Source organism: Micromonospora rifamycinica, assembly GCF_900090265.1.
Classification (GTDB): domain Bacteria; phylum Actinomycetota; class Actinomycetes; order Mycobacteriales; family Micromonosporaceae; genus Micromonospora; species Micromonospora rifamycinica.
The window spans coordinates 4,760,445-4,777,500 of the sequence record NZ_LT607752.1 but is presented as its reverse complement, the minus strand read 5'-3'; the positions used below and the strand labels follow the sequence as shown (position 1 = coordinate 4,777,500).

The window sequence follows — 17,056 nt, the reverse complement described above, 5'->3', positions numbered from 1 at the left end:
ACGCGGTTTCGGGTTTGATCGTCAAATCGCCAGGTCAGCGCGGTTTGGCTTGACGACCGGCCCACCATCCCCGGGCACCGAGCGCCCCGACGACGGTGCCGATCGCCAGCGAGGCGGCGATCAACAGGGCATGGATCCAGAGGAATCCGGTGGGCGCTCCCGCACCGACCGTGCCTTCGGCCCAGGAGCGCGGGTCGTTCCAGATGGCGAGCCCGAACCTGGGCCAGATGACCCAGCTCCACACCCCTACGCCGACCAGGAACAGCGACCAACCACGCGACAGGACCATGGTCGACGAGTATCCCCGCGCCCGCTCTCCTGCGGTGCGACCCCACGGAAACGGCCGCCGCCGTCTACCGTGGAACCATGACCCGACCGGTTCCTCCCGTGCCGGAGGCCGCGACCGGCCTCCCGGGTGACCCGTCGGTGCCCGGTCCGCTCCGGCGCGGCTTCGGCCGGGAACGGACCCTCGACCTCCTTCGTGCCGGCGGGCTGCGGTTCCGTGCCGGCGGGCGATGGCGGCTCGCGTCCTGACGAGCTGACCCTCCCGACCTCGTGGCCGTACGGCCCGGGTCGGTTGCGCACCCGCGCGCCCCGCACGTTCCTCCGGCAGAAGAGGCGTATCACCATGTCCGTTCCCCGCATGCTCACCGGCGACCGCCCCACCGGGCGACTGCACCTGGGCCACTACGTCGGCAGCATCGCCAACCGGGTGGCGCTGCACCACCGGTACGAGAGCTACTTCATCATCGCCGACCTGCACATGTTGACCACCCGCAACAGCCGGGACGACATCGCCGCGGTGTCCGGCAACGCCCGGGAGATGGTCACCGACATCCTCGCCTGCGGCGTCGACCCCGGGCAGGCGACGTTCTACCTCCAGTCGGCCATTCCCGAGGTCGGCGACCTCAACACGCTGTTGCAGAACCTGGTCACCGTGCCCCGGCTGGAACGGGTGCCGTCGGTACGCGAGATGGCCCGGGACGCCGGACGCGACGAGATCCCGTACGGACTGCTCGGCTACCCCGTCCTCCAGGCCGCCGACATCCTGTGTGTGAAGGCGCACGTGGTACCGGTCGGCAAGGACAACGCCGCACACGTCGAGGTGACCCGGGAGATCGCCCGACGGTTCAACCACCTCTACGGTGAGGTCTTCCCGGTGCCTGAGCTGATCATGTCGGAGACGCCGACCCTGGTCGGCACCGACGGCCAGGCGAAGATGAGCAAGTCCCGGGGCAACGCCATCGCGCTCTCCGACGACGCGGCCGCGGTCCGCCGCAAGGTCATGGGGATGTACACCGACCCGAACCGGGTCCGGGCCGACGTGCCGGGGACGGTGGAGGGGAACCCGGTGTTCGCGTACCACGCGGTGTTCAATCCGGACCGCGCGCAGGTCGCGGAGTTCGCCGCCCGGTACCGGGCCGGGCGGATCGGCGACGTCGAGGTCAAGGAGGCCCTGGCCGTCGCGCTGAACCGGTTCCTCGACCCGATCCGGGAGCGCCGCGCCCGGATCGAGGCCCAACCCGGGCTCGTCGACCAGGTGATCGTCGAGGGCACCGAGCGGACCCGGGAACGGGTTCGGGCCACCCTGGTCGAGGTCCGCCGGGCCATGGGCCTGACCGCCGCCTACCAGCAGGTCCGGCGGCGGGCCGAGCGGGCACGTCGGGCCGCGGCCGGATCGGCCTGAGCCGGCGTGCCGGCGCACCGGGCCGGTCGGCGCTCGCGGGGACGCGTCGCCGGCCGGCCCGGTGCGCGGGCGCACCTCACCAGCGCGGCCCGTCGGGCCGTCGGGCGCGGGTGCACCTCACCAGCGGTGACCCGTCGGGTCGCTCCGTGGCGGGCCGGGGCGGGCCGTCAGGTGGTCGGGGTACGGAGCTGCTCGAAGTACGGCTTCATCGCCGGGTAGTAGTCACCGAAGTCGACCCCCGGGGCCGAGCCTTCAGCGCCCGGGGTCGAGCCTTCAGCGCCCGGGGCGGAGCCGGTGACCGCCGGGGCATCGGGACCGGCGGCCACCAGCAGGTCGAGGTAGTACTCCCAGCCGGGGCCGATCTCGCCGACGTGCTCCTCGCTGTCGAGGTGGTGGGTGAACCGCAGCTCGGTGGTGCCGCCCGTCTCGGTCAGCAGCAGCTCGATCCGCCAGCCGCCCGACTCGTCGGCCGCCGAGACGGACAGGTGCCGGGGCGCATCGCACGCCTCGATCCGCAGCTCCGTCCAGGGGGTGCCGTCCTCGAAGGCCATCTGTAACCGGATCGTCCGGCCGGGGGCGGCGTCCCCCTCCCACCGCCCGAACCAGCGGGCGGTGCGGTCGGGTTCGGTGACGCTGCGCCAGACGTCCTCGATCGGGGCGCGGAAGGTGCGGACCAGCACGAGGTCGGTGCCGGTGAGGGTGCGGAACAACTGCCCGGTGGGCGTGCCGGTCATGCGGTCTCTCCTACTGCTCGGGGTGCGGCGTCGCGGGTGCGCCGCTCGCGGCGGGTGCGGTGGACCTCCGTCTCCAGCGCGTCGAGGCGCTGTGCCCAACCGTGCGGACGGCGCAACCGGGTGAGCCAGTCGACCAGCTCGGTGAGCCGGTCGGTGTCGAGCCGGTAGCGCCGCTGCCGGCCCGCCAGCTCGCTGTGGACCAGGCCGCTGTCCCGGAGCACCCGCAGGTGCCGGCTGACGGCCGGTCTGCTGACCGGGAACCGGTCGGCGATCTCCCCGGCCGGCAGGTCACCGTCGCGCAGCAGCTCAAGGATGCTGCGGCGAATCGGATCGGCGATCGCCGCCGCCACGTCGTCCACCGGGAAAGCGTAACCCATCGGTTACGGGTCTGCCGCACCGGCCGGTGGGTCAGCGCTGCGGGGCCGGCAGCGGGCGTACCCCGGTGACGTCCTCGGAGCGGATCCAGAGGTCGGCTGCGAGGCGGCGGTCGGTGGCGACGCCACGCAGCGGGGCGAAGGTGGGCTCCGCGCGGCGGAACAGCCGGCCGGGGCCGATGTGCCGGCTGGCGGGCGCGGTCGGCACGGTGGCCGCGAAGAGCATGGGCGCGGCGGCCTCGTCGAGGGGACGGCGCAGCGGCCCCAGGACGACGGTCTCGACCCGACGGGCGAGGGACGGCAGGTCCCGGGAGAGGTCGGTCCTGGCCATCCCGGGGTGGGTGAGCAGGCTGCGCACCGGCGAGCCGACGGCCCGCAGCCGCCGGTCGAGTTTCAGCCCGAAGAGCACGTTGGCCAGCTTCGAGGTGGCGTACGACACTGCGCGCGGACGCCGCCCGCAACCGGCAACGGGTGCTCGCCACCGCCCGTGCCGCGGTGGCGGAAGGCGACCTGTCGTTGTACCTGACCGTGCTGCTCGCCGGGATCCGCGCACCAGACCCCGACGAGGGGGCACGGCCGGCCGACTAGCCGGGCCGGACGCACGGGTCGGCGGTCGTGGTCGACGGGCTGTCCGCCGTACGGCCGTCGGTGCCGGTCACCCGCACCGACCAGGTCACCGCCGAGGCACCGAGCCCACCCACCGTCAGCTGGGCGGACGCCCCGTCCACGGTCATCGCCCGGCTCGCCGCCCGGCCACCCGCAGGTGTCCAGCGCATCCGTGCCGTCCCGAGCGTGGCACTGCCGGTGGCCCGGACGACCAGGCTCCAGGTATCCGCGCCGCACCGCACGTGCGCCTTAGCCGTCACGGTGAAGGGCACGGCCAGCGGCAACGCGGCCGGTGGGTGCGGCGCGGCCGGCGATCCGGTCGGGGCGGGGACCGGCGGCGCACCCGCGGGCGGCACGGCGGTGGTCGGCGGCCCGGATCCGGTCGGTGGCGGGACCGCCGTGGCCGGCGCACCGGCGCCGGCCGGACCCGACGGCGACGCGCTCCGCTGCGGGGCAGCCCCGCCCGTCGGAGCGGTCGGCGACGACGCGCCACCGGACGCCTCGCCGGAGGTCACCGCCGCCTGCTCGGCGGTCGGCCCGCCGGGCGACAACGCCCAGGTACCGGCCCCGAGGAGCAGCAACAACAGCACCAGCAGACCGGCGAGTCGCCGCCGGTCGCGCCGACGGGCCGACGGGCCGGCGGTGGCCGCGACCGGCCGCCCCGGGCCGGCGGAGGTGCCCGCAGCCGCGGTGTCACCCGAGGTCACCGCCGCCACGGAGGCGGCGACCGGCACCGCGTGGACGACCCGCCCGCCAGCGGCGGCCTGCGGGGCGTCCCCCGCGACGACGGAGTCGGCCGGCGGCGCAGCGGTTTCGGACGACGGCGGCGTCTCGGCCCGGCCGTCGGACGTCCCGACCGGACCGGCCGGGTCGGGGATCTCACCCGGGCCGGCGGCATCGGCCGAACCGCCCGCGTCGGCCGTACCCGCGTCGGTGGAGCCCCCGGCGGCCGGGTCGTCGCCGGCCGAGCCGGTGCCGGCGGCAGGGTCGGGGCCGGCGGCCTGGCCGATGGCGGGGTCCGCGTCGGCGAGTCGCGGCCAGACCGAGTCGGCGACCACCAGAAAACCCGGGGCCGTGTACGCGGTCAGCAGCGCCGCCGGATTGCACTGCTCGCGCCGGAGCAGCCCGCACCGGGCGCAGTCGTCGATGTGCCGGGCGACCCGCTTGCGCAGGGTCGGGGTGAGCCGGCCCTGCCAGTCGTCGAGCAGGTCGGCCAGGGCCGGGCAGTCCCGCGCCCCGCCCCGGGCCACGAGCAGCGCGCCCAGTGCCCGTTCGAGCTGGGACCGGGCCCGGGACAGCCGGGCGTGGGCATGGTTGGCCGGCACCCCGAGCGCCGCGCCGATGTCGGCGGAGGACAGGTCGTGACGGATCGCCAGGTGCACCACCTCACGGTCACCGGGGTTGAGCGCGGCGACCGCCAGGTGCACCAGGTCGCGTACCTGGTCGGCGTTGACGGCGGCGGCCGGATCGGCGGTGTCGGCGACCGGCTCGGCCACCTCCGTCAGCGGTTCGGAGCGGGACCGCTCCCGCAGCTGCCGCAGGCACTCGGTCCGCACGATCGCGTACAGCCAGGACCGCAGCCGGTCCGGATCGCGCAGTTGGTCGATCCGCTGGCTGGCGAGGAGGAACGCGTCGTGGACGGCGTCCGCGGCGGCCTCCGGCTCGCGCAGCAGCACCCGGGCGTACGTGTAGAGCCGGTCGGCGTACCGCCGGTAGATGCCCTCCAGGCCGACCCGGTCGCCACGTCGCAGTGCCTCGACGAGCGCCCGGTCGTCCAGCGTCGTCACGTCCATCCGTGCCCCCACCGCTCGTCCACCGCTCCAGTAGAACGAAGAAAAAATTCCCCGGGAACTTTCTGTTGGCATACCGACCCGCCGCTGCTCCCACCGGTGTCATCACACCGCCGACCCCGGGAGAGCCCCATGACCACGACACGTTCCGCAACCCACCGCCCGGCCACCGGCAGACACCGGTACCTCGCCACCGTAGTGGTGGCGACACTCGCCGCCGGGCTCGTCGCCACCACCTCGGTGGACGCCACCGCCGCGACCGTCCCCGGTGGCCCGACCGGGGTGCCCGGCGCCACCGCCACCGAACCGCTGTCCTTCCGGGTCGACCCGGGGCTGTCCGCGCCCCGGTTGTCGCTCGACCCGGTCGGCCGGGTCGGCACCGACCGGGAGGTCGGTGTGGTGGCCGGGCCGGACGGGAAGCCCGCCGGCCTGGTGCTCGACGAGGTCATGGTGCGGGTCGCCGACCAGGCCGAACTGGACGCCTTCCTGGCCCGTTGGGGTGGTCAGGTGCTCGACTCGTTCGCGCCGGACGAGCAGGGGCAGGACCACCTCGTCCGGGTGGACGCCAACCGGGCCGACCCGGCGGGGCTGGTCGCCGACCTGCTCGCCGCCGAGCCGCGCCAGTCCGGCGGGTACCGGGTCGGCGACGAGCGGGCGCTGCGGCTGCTCGCGCTGGCCGCCGCCGAGTGGCGGACGGGCACCGAGCTGGTCCTCGACTGGCTGGTGGAGCCGTCCGGCATCGCCGACGGCCAGGTGTTCGAGGCCCCGGACATCGGCAAGAACGTCTTCGACTGGACGTTCATGCGGGCCGGTGGCGCGATGGACATCGGGGTCGCCCCGGCCTGGCAACTGCTGGAGAGCAAGGGTCGGCTGACCAAGCAGGTGAAGTACCTGGTGCAGGACGGCGGGTTCCAGTTCAACTCGGACTTCCCGAGCAAGGTCTCCCTGCACAAGGTGGAGTGGGGCGAGACCAACTCCAACGACTGCACCGGCGGCACGCCCTGCCCCTGGCACGCCTCCAGCGTGGTCCTCGCCGGGATGGGCCGGGTCGACAACGACTACGGCACCGCCGGTCCGGCCGGGCCGGTGGTCCAGGAACTGGTCGCCGTCCGCAACGGCATCGACTACTGGACGGTCCTGCGCCGGCTGGAGAAGGCCGCCGAGTCGACCCACCCGGACGTGGTCAACCTCAGCTTCACCCGGGACGTGAACCTCGGCGTCAGCCACGCCCGCACCTGGACCGACCGGCGGATGAAGCACGTCCGGGACACCGGGGCGCTGATCGTCGCCGCCGCCGGCAACAACGGCACGAACGTCGACGGCGACACCCTCTGGGTGCCCTGCGAGAGCACCCACGTCATGTGCGTGGGCGGGATGAACACGAACGCGACGGTGGCCGGCGGGTCGAACTGGGGTACCAAGGACCTCACCACGTCGGTGGAGATCTACGGTCCGATGTGTGTGGCGGGCCTGACCGACCCGGGCACGCCGGCGGTCAACACCACGAAGACCACCTGCGGCACCAGCGTCGCCTCGCCGTTCGTGGGCGGGGTCGCCGCCCTGGTGATGGCGGCCGACCCGACACTCACCTCCGAGCAGGTCCGCACCATCCTCAACGACACCGCCCACGTCGGTGGGCTCGGCGACAAGGTGACCGGCAGCCAGCGTCGGGTCGACGCGCTGGCCGCCGTGGCCGAGGCGCTGGGGGTGACCGTCGGCAAGCCCGCGGTGACCATCAGCACCCCGAAGACGAAGCAGAAGTTCGCGGTGAACCAGTCGGTGGACCTGTGGGGCACCGCCACCGACTTCCTCGGCAAGGAGGTCCCGCTCACCTGGACCAGCAGCCTCGACGGTGAGCTGGCCACCGGGTCGCAGACCTTCGTGCCGTCGCTGTCGGCCGGCAGCCACGTCATCACCGCCAGCGCCACCGACAGCCTGGGGCGTACCGGCTCGGCGTCGGTGACCGTCACGGTGGTGGACAGCCCGACGACGGTGGGGATCATCTCGCCGCCGGCCGGGCTGACCCTCCCGGCGGGGCAGTCGGTCGGACTGCTCGGCACCTCGAACGATCCGGACATCTTCGGGCAGCTCCCCGACGCGAAGGTGTCCTGGACGGTGCGACGCGGCAACACGGTGGTCCTGGAGAAGACCGGCCACCAGGCCCTGCTGCCGGCGAACGCGGTCACGCCGGGGGCGTACACCGTGACGTTCGCGGCGGGTGGGGCGAGCGTGCAGCGCGCGTTCTCGGTCACCTCGGCGCCGGCCGGGCAGTCCGGGCCGGTCGCCACGATCACCCTGCCGGCGGCGGCCCTGGAGCTGACCACCATCGAGTCCGGGCCGAAGTCGGTCGCGTTCGTCGGGACCGGGTTCGACGCCGAGGACGGCGTGGTCGCCGGGAACCGGTTCCGGTGGACGGCGTACGGCGACGGCGGCGTCAAGCAGGTGCTGTGCCAGGGCAGCGCGGTGCCCACCGGCGAGCCGGTCGACGACAAGGTCACGCCGAAGAACTGCGCGTCCTTCACGGCGGCGCTGCCCCAGCTCACCAGCGGGACCGACACCAGCACCTGGTCGGTGTGGCTGGAGGTCTTCGACGCGTCGGGGCTGGTCGGCACGGACTCCGTGCCGGTCCGGATCCGGCGGGTCACCCCCTGACGGCCGGTTTCCCCATCCGAACGAGGCCCGGGACCGACCGGTCCCGGGACCGTACGACACGAGGAGAGAACATCATGCGTGGACAAGAGTGGAAGCGACGGACGGCCACCCTGGGCGGTGCGCTGCTGAGCGCGGTCGTGCTCGGTCAGGTCGCACTCAGCGGACCGGTGGCGGCGGTGCCCGGCCTGCTGTTCCGCACGACGGTCGGGCCGAGCAACAGCGTCGCCAAGTCGCAGAACGCGGTGTGCCCGACCGGCACCACGGTCATCGGCGGCGGCGGGGCGGTCACCGGGTCGGGCCTCGGCCAGGTGGGCATGGACATCGTGCAGCCGCTGGCCAACGCCGACCTCTACTCGGTGACCGGTCGCGAGGACCCGAACGGGGTCGCCGGGAACTGGGCGCTCACCGCCAGCGCGATCTGCGCCCCGGCGCCCTCGGGCCTGGAGGTGGTCACCGGACACTCGGCGGTCAACTCGGTCAACCCGAAGTTCCTGGAGCTGTTCTGCCCGGTGGGCAAGCGGGCGATCGGCGGCGGTGGCGCGGCCGTCGGCTCGGGAGCGAGTGACGTGCTGCTGGAGGATCTGCGGATCAACCAGAGCAGCGTGACGGTGGCGGGGGTCGAGGCCGGCAACGCCTTCGCGGGCAACTGGTCGGTGGACGCCTCGGTGATCTGCGTCGACCCGCTCCCCGGTGAGCAGCGGGTCACCGTGGACAGCGCCGACAACTCGACGACCAGCCGTACGGTCACCGCGACCTGCCCGGCCGGCAAGTTCCTGCACGGCGTCGGCGGCGAGATCGTCGGCGGTGAGGGCCAGGTGCGGCTGACCGAGATGCGGCCCACCTCGTCGACCACGGCGACCGTCCGCGCGACGGAGGACGAGAACGGTTTCAGCGGCAACTGGAAGGTGCGCGCGTACGCCGTCTGTGCGAACTGAGCGGCCGGTGAGTCGACGGCCACCCCGTCGGCCCCGCGGTCCCGCGCCGATCCGTCGGTGCGGGCCGTGGGGCCGGCGGCGCTCCGGGGTTGTGTCCACCCCCACCCGTCGGTAACGTAATGCATCGATACAACTACTCATGGTCATGGCAGGAGATGTCCACATGACACAGACCATGGAGACCGAACTCCCCCACTGGCCGCCGGTCAACGCCGCCCGCAGCCCGTTCACCCCGCTGGACGACGCCGAGCGGCAGCGGTACGTCGGCCCGGTGACCCGGGTGCTGCTGCCCACCGGGGCGACCGCCTGGCTGGTCAGCCGGCACGCCGACGTCCGCCAACTGCTCCGGCATCCGGCGTTCAGCTCCGACTTCCAGCGTCCCGGCTTTCCCCTGCTCCGTCCGCTGCCCTCCGACGCGGACAGGGATCTGCGGGGCACGTTCATCCAGATGGACGGGGAGGCCCACCTGCGACTGCGGCGGATGCTGACCGCCGAGTTCATGATCAAGAATGTCCGCCGGATCGAGCCACTGATCCACCGGACCGTCGACGAGGCCCTGGCCGACCTGGCCGCCGCCGGCTCCCCGGCCGACCTGGTGTCGACGTTCGCCCTGCCCCTGCCGTCCAAGGTGATCTGCCACCTGCTCGGCGTCCCCTACGCCGATCACGACTTCTTCCAGTCCCGCAGTCGCCTCCTGCTCGACCGCAGGCTGCCGGCCGACGAGGTCCAGCACGCCGCGCAGGAGCTGCGGGGCTACCTCCGGGCGCTGGTCGACCGCAAACGGGCCCGTCCCGAGGAGGCGGACGACCTGCTCAGCCGGCTGGTCCGGGAACGGGTCGAGCCGGGCGAGCTGGGCGTCGACGAGCTGGTCGGGATGGCGCTGCTGCTGCTCGTCGCCGGCCACGAGACCACCGCCAACATGATCGGCCTGAGCGTCCTGCTGCTGACCCGCCACCCCGGGCAGTACGCGCTCCTGCGGGACCGGCCCGAGCTCGCCGCCGGGATGGTCGACGAGCTGCTGCGCTACCTGAGCATCGTCCGGACCGGGCTGCTCCGGGTGGCCACCGAGGACGTCGAGATCGGCGGCCGGCGGATCCGGGCCGGCGAGGGCGCCGTCGTCCTGCTCTCGCTGGCCAACCGGGACGCCGGGGTCTTCGACGATCCCGACGGGTTCGACCCCTACCGGCAGGCGCACCAGCACCTGGCCTTCGGGTTCGGGATGCACCAGTGCATCGGGCAGCCCCTCGCCCGCGCCGAGCTGAGGATCGCGCTGGTGGAGCTGGCCCGCCGCTTCCCCGACCTGCGGGTGACGGCGGCCCCACAGGAGCTGGCCGTCCGCGACAATTCCATCGTCTTCGGCCTGGACGCACTGCCGGTGGCCTGGTGACGCCCCGGCCGACGGATGGGGCGACGACGGTGGCGGTCAGCGTCGACCGGGGCCGCTGCTGCGGGTCGGGCAACTGCGTCCTCGCCGCGCCGGAGGTCTTCGACCAGGACGACACCGACGGGCTGGTGCTGCTGCGCGATCCCGCACCACGGGCGGCGCTGCGGGACCGCCTCCAGCGGGCGGCCGACCTCTGCCCGGCCGACGCGATCCGGCTCGACTGAGGCGGGCCGCGCCGGCACACCCGCCCGACGGACCGCCGAGGCACCCGCCCGACGGACCGCCGGCACGCCGGACCCGACGCACCATCGGCCTGCCCGCCCGACGCTCAACCGGCACGCCAGCCCGGCGCGCCGTCGACGGCCTCAACCCGGGCACGCGGAGTCCGGCAGTGGCGGGGATGGTTCAGCGGGCCGACGTCCACCCCTGCCGGCGTAACCGCTCGATGCCGTCCAGCAGCAGGTCGAGCGCGAACTCGAACTCGAACTGGTCGTCGCAGCCCGACCCCACGACGGAGGCGTCCTCGTGGGCGGCCGCGCGGGCGATCTCCGCGACGTGCGGGAACCGGGCGGCGACCTCCGGCGGCATCGGCGCCGGAGGTTCCGGATCGGTCGGACCGGACCGACCGGCCCGGCGGGAGGTGTCGAACAGCTCCTGACTGAAGCCCAGGATCCGGCTGCCCAGCGCGTGCATGACGTGGTGGGTGAGATCGACGGAGAGCCCGCCGGCCCGCAGCGCCCCGATCATCGAGTCGAGGTAGCCGAGGACGGCGGGCGTCGCCATGTTCCGCGACTCGATCGCCAGCGGCGCCCAGGGGTGCCGGCGCAGCACCCGCCGCGCCGAGAGGATGCGGCGGCGGACGACGTGCTGCCAGTCGGGCTCCGGCAGCAGCGGATCGATCTCCCCGACGATGACGTCGATCATGCCGTCGAGCAGTTCGTCCTTGTTGGCCACGTGCTTGTAGAGGGCCATCGGCACGACGCCCAGCTCCTGTGCGAGGTTGCGCATGCTGAGCGAGGCGATCCCGGCGTCGTCGGCCAGCGCGACGGCGGCCCGCAACACCCGGTCCCTGCTCAGCGGCGTCCGGCGCAGCGTCCCAGCCTGCTCGGCCATCTCTCTTCCCGTCCTCGGTCGGTGGGGAAACCCTATCCGCATTGACAGGTGTACGGCGTACACCTACCGTGGTGGACAGCGAAGTGTACGCCGTACACCAACAAAGGGGAGACGATGAGAGCGATCGTGCAGGATCGATACGGGCCGCCGGAGACGCTGACCCTCGCCGAGGTCGACGTGCCGGTTCCCCGCGCCGGCGAGGTGCTCGTCCGGGTCGAGGCGGCGTCGGTCAACGCGTACGACTGGCACGTGATGCGCGGCGACCCGCGGATGGCGCGGTTGGCGCTGGGCCTGTCGCGGCCCCGGGCGCGGATCCGGGGCCGGGACTTCGCCGGCCGGGCCGAGGCCGTCGGCGCCGACGTGCGGGGAATCCGTCCGGGCGACGCGGTCTTCGGCGACCTCGGGGACGCCGACGGGGCGTTCGCCGAGTACGTCTGCGCGCCGGCCACCCGGGTCGCGCCGAGGCCGGCGAACCTGACCGCGCAGCAGGCCGCCGCCCTGCCGCTGGCCGGCAGCACCGCCCTGGTGGGGCTCTGCGACGCCGGCCGGGTCGGCCCCGGGCACCGGGTCCTCGTCAACGGCGCGGCCGGGGGTGTCGGCACGCTGGCCGTCCAGCTCGCCACGGCGCTCGGCGCGACCGTGACCGGGGTGTGCAGCACCCGCAACGTCGAGCTGGTCCGCTCGCTCGGCGCCGACCACGTCGTCGACTACACCCGGGCGGACTTCACCCGCGGCCCCCGCCACGACGTCGTGTTCGACCTGGTCGGCAACCGTTCCCTGACCGCGCTCCGCCGGGCCCTGACCCCCACCGGGACGCTGGTGCTCTCCGGCGGTGGCGGGTACCACGGCGGAAGTCTCCTCGGACCGGTCCGACTCCTCCTGCGGGGGCGGCTGCTGGCGCCCTTCGTCCGGCACCGCATCCTCGCCCCCACCGCGGCCCCCGACCGGGCACAGCTCGACACGCTGCGCGCCCACGCCGAGGCCGGTCGCCTCACCCCGATCGTCGACCGGACCTATCCGCTGCACGAGGCGGCCCGGGCCATCGCCCACGTCGAGGGCGGACACGCCCGCGCGAAGGTGGTCGTCACCCTCTGACCCACCGGCGATCCGACCGACCCGCCAGCCATTCGACAGCCCTCGGTGGGAAGTCTCCCAATATCAACTGTCAATGAGCTGTCAATAGTGGAAGCGCTTCGATTTCGTGCTCCAGCACTGTTGACGAAAGACGACTCTCATTTAGCATCGTCAATGCAAGGTCTCGTTCATCCGCCGTTCACCTCATCGACGGCCGGCCTTCGAGGCACCCGCACCGCACCCGGGCTCCGTGCACCCCACCCGCCCGCACCGAGGAACAGGAGCAGGACCGCCATGAAAGCCACCGCACGCCGTACCACCGTCCTGGCCGGGCTCACCGCCACCCTGCTGGCCGGCCCGCTCGCGGTCGCCGCCGTCGCCGCCGCGCCGACCGCCACGATCACCCTCAACGGCACCGGCGCGACCGTCTCCGGCAGCAACGTCACCGTCGCCGGCAGCGCCGTCACCATCACCGCCCCCGGTTCGTACGAGATCAGGGGCACGCTGAACAACGGCTACGTCAGGGTGGACAGCGCCGCCGCCGGCACCGTGGAACTCATCCTCGCCGGCGCCTCGATCACCAACTCGACCTCGTCGCCGCTCTACGTCACCGACGCCGACGCGGTCACCGTCACGCTCGCCGCCGGAACCAGCAACACCCTCACCGACGCGGCGACCTACACCAACGCCGGCGAGCCGGACTCCGCGCTGTTCAGCGCCGCCGACCTGACCATCGCCGGCACCGGGGCGTTGACCGTACGCGCCAACCACGCCGACGGCATCGTCAGCAAGGACGACCTGGTCATCCAGTCCGGTACCATCACCGTCACCGCGGTGGACGACGCGATCCGGGGCAAGGACTCGCTCACCGTCAACGGCGGCACGATCAACGTGACCTCCTCCGGCGGCGACGGGCTCAAGTCCAACGACACCGAGGCCGGCAAGGGCGTGCTCACCATCACCAACGGCACGATCACCGCCTCGGTCGCCGACGACGCCATCAAGGGCGAGAACGACCTGAACATCTCCGGCGGCACCATCAACGTCACCCGGTCCTACGAGGCGCTGGAGGGGCTCCGGACCACCATCAGCGGCGGCAACATCACCGTCGTGGCCAGCGACGACGCGGTCAACGCCGCCGAGGAGGGCCTCGGCCACATGGAGCCCTCCGCGATCGCGTTCATCAAGGTCACCGGCGGCACGGTCGTGGCCACCGGCGGCACCGACGGCTTCGACTCCAACGGGTCGCTCACCTTCGCCGGGGGCACCGTGGTGGCCCGCGGCTCCAGCACCCGGGGTGGCGGCGAGGGCGCGATCGACGCCGACGGCCCGATCGCCTTCACCGGCGGCACCGTGGTGGGCGCCGCGCTGACCTCGCTGGCCGTCTTCCAGGCGGTGCCGAACAACGCCCAGGGCTGGGTCGCCCCCCGGTTCAACGCCAACCTGGCCGCCAACACCACCGTGCACGTCGTCTCCGGCAGCACGGTGCTGGCCTCGTACCGCACCTCGGCCACCGTCCGGGAGGTCGTCTTCTCGTCGAACCGGATCGTCAACGGCCAGCGGTACGACATCTACACCGGCGGCAGCGTGAGCGGCACCAACGTGGGCGGTCTCTACTCCGGCGGCAGCATCACCGGCGCCACCCGGGTGCTGACCGGCGTCACCGCCGGCCGGTACGGGCGGTTCTGAGCCTCCGGTGCCGCCGGTCGGGGCCACCGCGGCCCCCACCGGCGGGACCGGACCCGTGAACGCACCATCGTCGACCCGAGGCCCGTCCGTCGAACGCCGTATGGCGGGAGAGCCGGCGGAGGGCCACCCGAAGGAGCAGATAATGACGCGCTTGGTACTGGCCGGAATGGACCTGGTCGCCGTGGTCCTGCTCGTCTTCGCGCTGTACTTTCCGCGCCACCGGCGGCGGGACCTCGTGGTGGCCTACCTCGGCGTCAACGTCGGCGTCTTCGCCGTGGCCAGTTCGCTCAGCAGCAGCACCGTCGGCGCCGGCCTCGGGCTGGGTCTCTTCGGCGTACTGTCGATCATCCGGCTCCGCTCCACCGAACTCGACCAGCACGAGGTGGCGTACTACTTCTCCGCGCTCGCGCTCGGCATCCTCGGTCCGCTCTCCGGCACCTCGGTCTGGATGGTCGGCGCGCTGACGGCGCTGATCCTCGCCGTGATGTTCGTCGGGGACCATCCCCGGCTGCTGCGCCGGTACCGCCGGCACGTCATCGTGCTGGACAGCGCGGTCACCGACTCGGTCGCCCTGACCGCCCACCTGGAGCAGTTGCTCGGTGCCCGGGTGCACAACGTCAACGTCGAGCGGGTCGACCTGGTCAACGACACGACGGTGGTGGACGTCCGCTACTCACGGCCGAGGGCCACCGCCACCGGCGGGCGACGCCCGGTCGACACGGGATCCGCCCGATGACCCCTCCCGGTACGACGCTGACCCACCTGACGCCGATCGGCCTCGCTGAGCTGACCGAACGCGCCGGCCTGCAGACCCGGTTCGACCGCAAGTACCTGCTCCCGCTCGCCGAGGTGCCGTACCTGATCGCCGGGCTCGGCCGGGGCGACCAGGTGCTGGAGATCGACGGTCGACGGACCTTCCGCTACGAGTCGATCTACTTCGACACCGCCGATCTGGTCAGCTTCCGGCTCACCGCCCGGCGGCGGCGACGCCGATTCAAGATCAGGACTCGGACGTACCTCGACTCCGGCCTCTGCTGGCTGGAGGTCAAGACGGAGGGCACCCGCGGCGGCACCGTCAAGGAGCGGCTGCCCTACCGTCCCGACGACAGCGGCACCCTCACCCCCGGGCGGTCGTTCGTCGACGGCGTGCTCGCGCCCCTGCGCACCGGCCCCGAGCTGGCGTTCGCGCCCACCCTCACCACCCGCTACCTGCGCAGCACGCTCTACCTGCCGGCGACCGGGAGCCGGGCGACCATCGACGTCGCGCTGCACTGGGAGGACCCTGGCGGTCGCCGACTGGAACTGCCCCAACTGGCCATCGTCGAGACGAAGACGGGCTCCACCGCCTCGCACGTCGACCGGATGCTCTGGCGTCGGGGTCACCGCCCGGTGGCGATCTCGAAGTACGCGACCGGGCTGGCCGCCCTCGACCCGGAGCTGCCCGCCGCACGCTGGCGACGCATCCTGCGGCGTCACTTCGGGCACGACGGCCCCGCGGGCACGACGCCGGCCAGCCCGACGCCTGCGACTGCCCGCCCGACGCCGGGGAGGCCGTCCACCTGACGTGCGCCAGGTGGACGGCCTCCCGTCGGTGGTCGACCGGCGGCCCCGCGGTCAGGGGCTGGTGCAGGTCGGCGACGGGCTGCTCGGGGTGCCGGAGCCGAGGAACCCGAAGGTCGTCGAGGTGCCCGGGGCGAGCGTGCCGTTGTAGGCGGCGTTACGGACGGTCGCGGTCGTGCCGCTGGTGCTCAGTGTGCCGTTCCAGACCTGGCTGACGCTCTGGCCGGCGCCCAGGTTCCAGCGGACGGTCCAGCCGTCGGTGGCGGTGCTGCCGGCGGTCACCGTGACCTCGGCCTGGAAGCCGCCGGACCACGAGTTGACGGTGCGGTAGGTCGCGGTGCACGCGGTACCGGCGGGCGGGGTGGTGGGCGGCGGGGTGGTGGTGGGCGGCGGTGGCGTGCTGGTGGGCGGTGGGGTCGTGGTGGGCGGCGGCGGGGTCGTGGTGGGCGGCGGGGTCGGCCCGCCCGACGGCACCAGGGGGCAGGTGGAGCTGTACCGCGAGACACCGGTGCTGTCCGCCAGCGGGCAGAGGAACTGCGTGTAGCGGGTGTCGCTGTCCAGGAAGATCTTGAGCCAGGGGATCAGCAGCCGCATCTCGGTCGGGTTCGACCGGGTGAACGAGAGGTGGTCGTTGCCGGCCAGCTCCGCCCAGGCGTGTTCCACCGTGGCGGGCAGGGTGTTGTAGATGCCCTGCACGTAGGAGGGCGTGACGGTGCCGTCGTTCTGGCCCGACAGCAGCAGGGTGGGGACCTGGGTGGTGGACATGTTCAGGTTGTTGCCGGGTGTGCCGGGGGCGAGGCCGACCGCGGTCTTCAGCGACGGCCGCCGGAGCGCCGCCAGGAGCGTCCCGGCCCCGCCCGCGGAGTGGCCCATCACGCCGAGCCGGTTGGCGTCCACCCGGCTGCGCACCGGGCTGGTCCGGGTGAGGTAGTCGAGCCCGGCGAGGAGCTGGGTGGCGCGGGCGTCGGCCCCGTCGGTACGGCTGTTGGTCTCGATCCCGAGCACCACGAAGCCGAAGGACGCCAGCCAGGGGCCCATCCAGGCCTCCTCGTTGGCGAACAGGGCGGAGTAGCCGGGGACGATCGCCACCGCACCCCAGGTGCCGAGGCTGGTGTCGGTCGGGTAGTAGACGAACCCGCCGTTGAAGCCGTTGCCCGCCGGCACTGTCGCCTGCGTCGTGGCGAACGGCCCCCGGGTGGCGGCCACGCTGGCCAGGGTCGGGTCCGGACCGCGCTGGTACGGGCTGTCCGCCACCGCCGCGTGCGGCGTCGTCGCGGACACCGTCAGGCCGAGGACCACCGCCAGTCCGGCGGTCAGCCACCGGGCCGGGCCGGTCCGGCGGACGGACCGCGTCCGGGGTGCGTCCCCCGGTGCCGGGGGACGCGCTGTCGGTACGTTCATGTCGCGTTTCTCCTTCGATCAGCCGGGCCGTAGCCGGCGGGCGGGCCGTCGCCGGCC

The 17,056-nt window shown here is 73.4% G+C and carries 17 protein-coding genes; 10 read left to right on the top strand and 7 right to left on the bottom strand.

Annotated elements, in window-relative coordinates; translation table 11 throughout:
• Positions 1-34: 34 nt before the first annotated feature.
• On the bottom strand, positions 35-289 hold the full coding sequence (locus GA0070623_RS19860) for an SCO4848 family membrane protein (protein ID WP_067315819.1): 255 nt from the start codon (positions 287-289) through the stop codon (positions 35-37).
• A gap of 77 nt (positions 290-366) precedes the next feature.
• Between GA0070623_RS19860 and GA0070623_RS30085 the strand changes: the two genes are divergently transcribed.
• A complete protein-coding gene (locus tag GA0070623_RS30085) occupies positions 367-534 on the top strand; it encodes a hypothetical protein (RefSeq protein ID WP_157517705.1) in 168 nt (55 codons plus the stop codon).
• A 94-nt stretch (positions 535-628) separates the two neighbouring features.
• A complete protein-coding gene (trpS, locus tag GA0070623_RS19855; protein WP_067315823.1) occupies positions 629-1,687 on the top strand; it encodes a tryptophan--tRNA ligase in 1,059 nt (352 codons plus the stop codon).
• A gap of 167 nt (positions 1,688-1,854) precedes the next feature.
• Here trpS and GA0070623_RS19850 read toward each other — a convergent pair whose 3' ends face one another.
• The 4 genes from GA0070623_RS19850 to GA0070623_RS19835 all read right to left on the bottom strand — a co-directional run bounded on the left by GA0070623_RS19850 (position 1,855) and on the right by GA0070623_RS19835 (position 5,194).
• Positions 1,855-2,421: an SRPBCC family protein gene (locus GA0070623_RS19850; protein WP_067313291.1), complete on the bottom strand. Its 567-nt coding sequence runs from the start codon at positions 2,419-2,421 to the stop codon at positions 1,855-1,857.
• On the bottom strand, positions 2,418-2,780 hold the full coding sequence (locus GA0070623_RS19845; RefSeq protein ID WP_197700005.1) for a metalloregulator ArsR/SmtB family transcription factor: 363 nt from the start codon (positions 2,778-2,780) through the stop codon (positions 2,418-2,420). The genes GA0070623_RS19850 and GA0070623_RS19845 overlap by 4 nt, the downstream gene beginning before the upstream one ends.
• A gap of 49 nt (positions 2,781-2,829) precedes the next feature.
• On the bottom strand, positions 2,830-3,234 hold the full coding sequence (locus GA0070623_RS19840; RefSeq protein ID WP_067313288.1) for an SDR family NAD(P)-dependent oxidoreductase: 405 nt from the start codon (positions 3,232-3,234) through the stop codon (positions 2,830-2,832).
• A gap of 145 nt (positions 3,235-3,379) precedes the next feature.
• Positions 3,380-5,194, bottom strand: a complete 1,815-nt coding sequence (locus GA0070623_RS19835) for a sigma-70 family RNA polymerase sigma factor (protein ID WP_067313286.1) — start codon at positions 5,192-5,194, stop codon at positions 3,380-3,382.
• 129 nt (positions 5,195-5,323) lie between these two features.
• Between GA0070623_RS19835 and GA0070623_RS19830 the strand changes: the two genes are divergently transcribed.
• The 4 genes from GA0070623_RS19830 (at position 5,324) to GA0070623_RS19815 (ending at position 10,386) form a co-directional block, all read left to right on the top strand.
• Positions 5,324-7,843, top strand: coding sequence for a S8/S53 family peptidase (locus tag GA0070623_RS19830; protein WP_157517616.1), 2,520 nt, complete (start codon positions 5,324-5,326; stop codon positions 7,841-7,843).
• Positions 7,844-7,917: 74 nt separating this feature from the next.
• A complete protein-coding gene (locus GA0070623_RS19825) occupies positions 7,918-8,778 on the top strand; it encodes a hypothetical protein (RefSeq protein ID WP_067313282.1) in 861 nt (286 codons plus the stop codon).
• A gap of 163 nt (positions 8,779-8,941) precedes the next feature.
• Positions 8,942-10,165 carry a cytochrome P450 gene (locus GA0070623_RS19820; RefSeq protein ID WP_067313280.1) on the top strand — a complete coding sequence of 408 codons (1,224 nt, stop codon included), beginning with the start codon at positions 8,942-8,944 and terminating at the stop codon, positions 10,163-10,165.
• Positions 10,162-10,386, top strand: coding sequence for a ferredoxin (locus GA0070623_RS19815; RefSeq protein WP_231932482.1), 225 nt, complete (start codon positions 10,162-10,164; stop codon positions 10,384-10,386). The genes GA0070623_RS19820 and GA0070623_RS19815 overlap by 4 nt, the downstream gene beginning before the upstream one ends.
• Positions 10,387-10,567: 181 nt before the next feature.
• On the opposite strand, the gene GA0070623_RS19810 is transcribed toward GA0070623_RS19815, so the two are convergent.
• Positions 10,568-11,275, bottom strand: a complete 708-nt coding sequence (locus GA0070623_RS19810) for a TetR/AcrR family transcriptional regulator (RefSeq protein WP_067313277.1) — start codon at positions 11,273-11,275, stop codon at positions 10,568-10,570.
• Between the two features lie 114 nt (positions 11,276-11,389).
• Here GA0070623_RS19810 and GA0070623_RS19805 point away from each other — a divergent pair, with 114 nt between their 5' ends.
• The 4 genes from GA0070623_RS19805 to GA0070623_RS19790 all read left to right on the top strand — a co-directional run bounded on the left by GA0070623_RS19805 (position 11,390) and on the right by GA0070623_RS19790 (position 15,601).
• A complete protein-coding gene (locus tag GA0070623_RS19805; protein ID WP_067313275.1) occupies positions 11,390-12,370 on the top strand; it encodes an NAD(P)-dependent alcohol dehydrogenase in 981 nt (326 codons plus the stop codon).
• Positions 12,371-12,643: 273 nt separating this feature from the next.
• A complete protein-coding gene (locus GA0070623_RS19800; protein ID WP_067313273.1) occupies positions 12,644-14,038 on the top strand; it encodes a carbohydrate-binding domain-containing protein in 1,395 nt (464 codons plus the stop codon).
• Positions 14,039-14,180: 142 nt separating this feature from the next.
• A complete protein-coding gene (locus GA0070623_RS19795; protein ID WP_067313271.1) occupies positions 14,181-14,774 on the top strand; it encodes a DUF4956 domain-containing protein in 594 nt (197 codons plus the stop codon).
• A complete protein-coding gene (locus tag GA0070623_RS19790) occupies positions 14,771-15,601 on the top strand; it encodes a polyphosphate polymerase domain-containing protein (RefSeq protein ID WP_067313269.1) in 831 nt (276 codons plus the stop codon). The genes GA0070623_RS19795 and GA0070623_RS19790 overlap by 4 nt, the downstream gene beginning before the upstream one ends.
• Before the next feature lie 51 nt (positions 15,602-15,652).
• On the opposite strand, the gene GA0070623_RS19785 is transcribed toward GA0070623_RS19790, so the two are convergent.
• A complete protein-coding gene (locus GA0070623_RS19785; protein ID WP_084261522.1) occupies positions 15,653-16,999 on the bottom strand; it encodes a poly(ethylene terephthalate) hydrolase family protein in 1,347 nt (448 codons plus the stop codon).
• Positions 17,000-17,056: the final 57 nt, after the last annotated feature.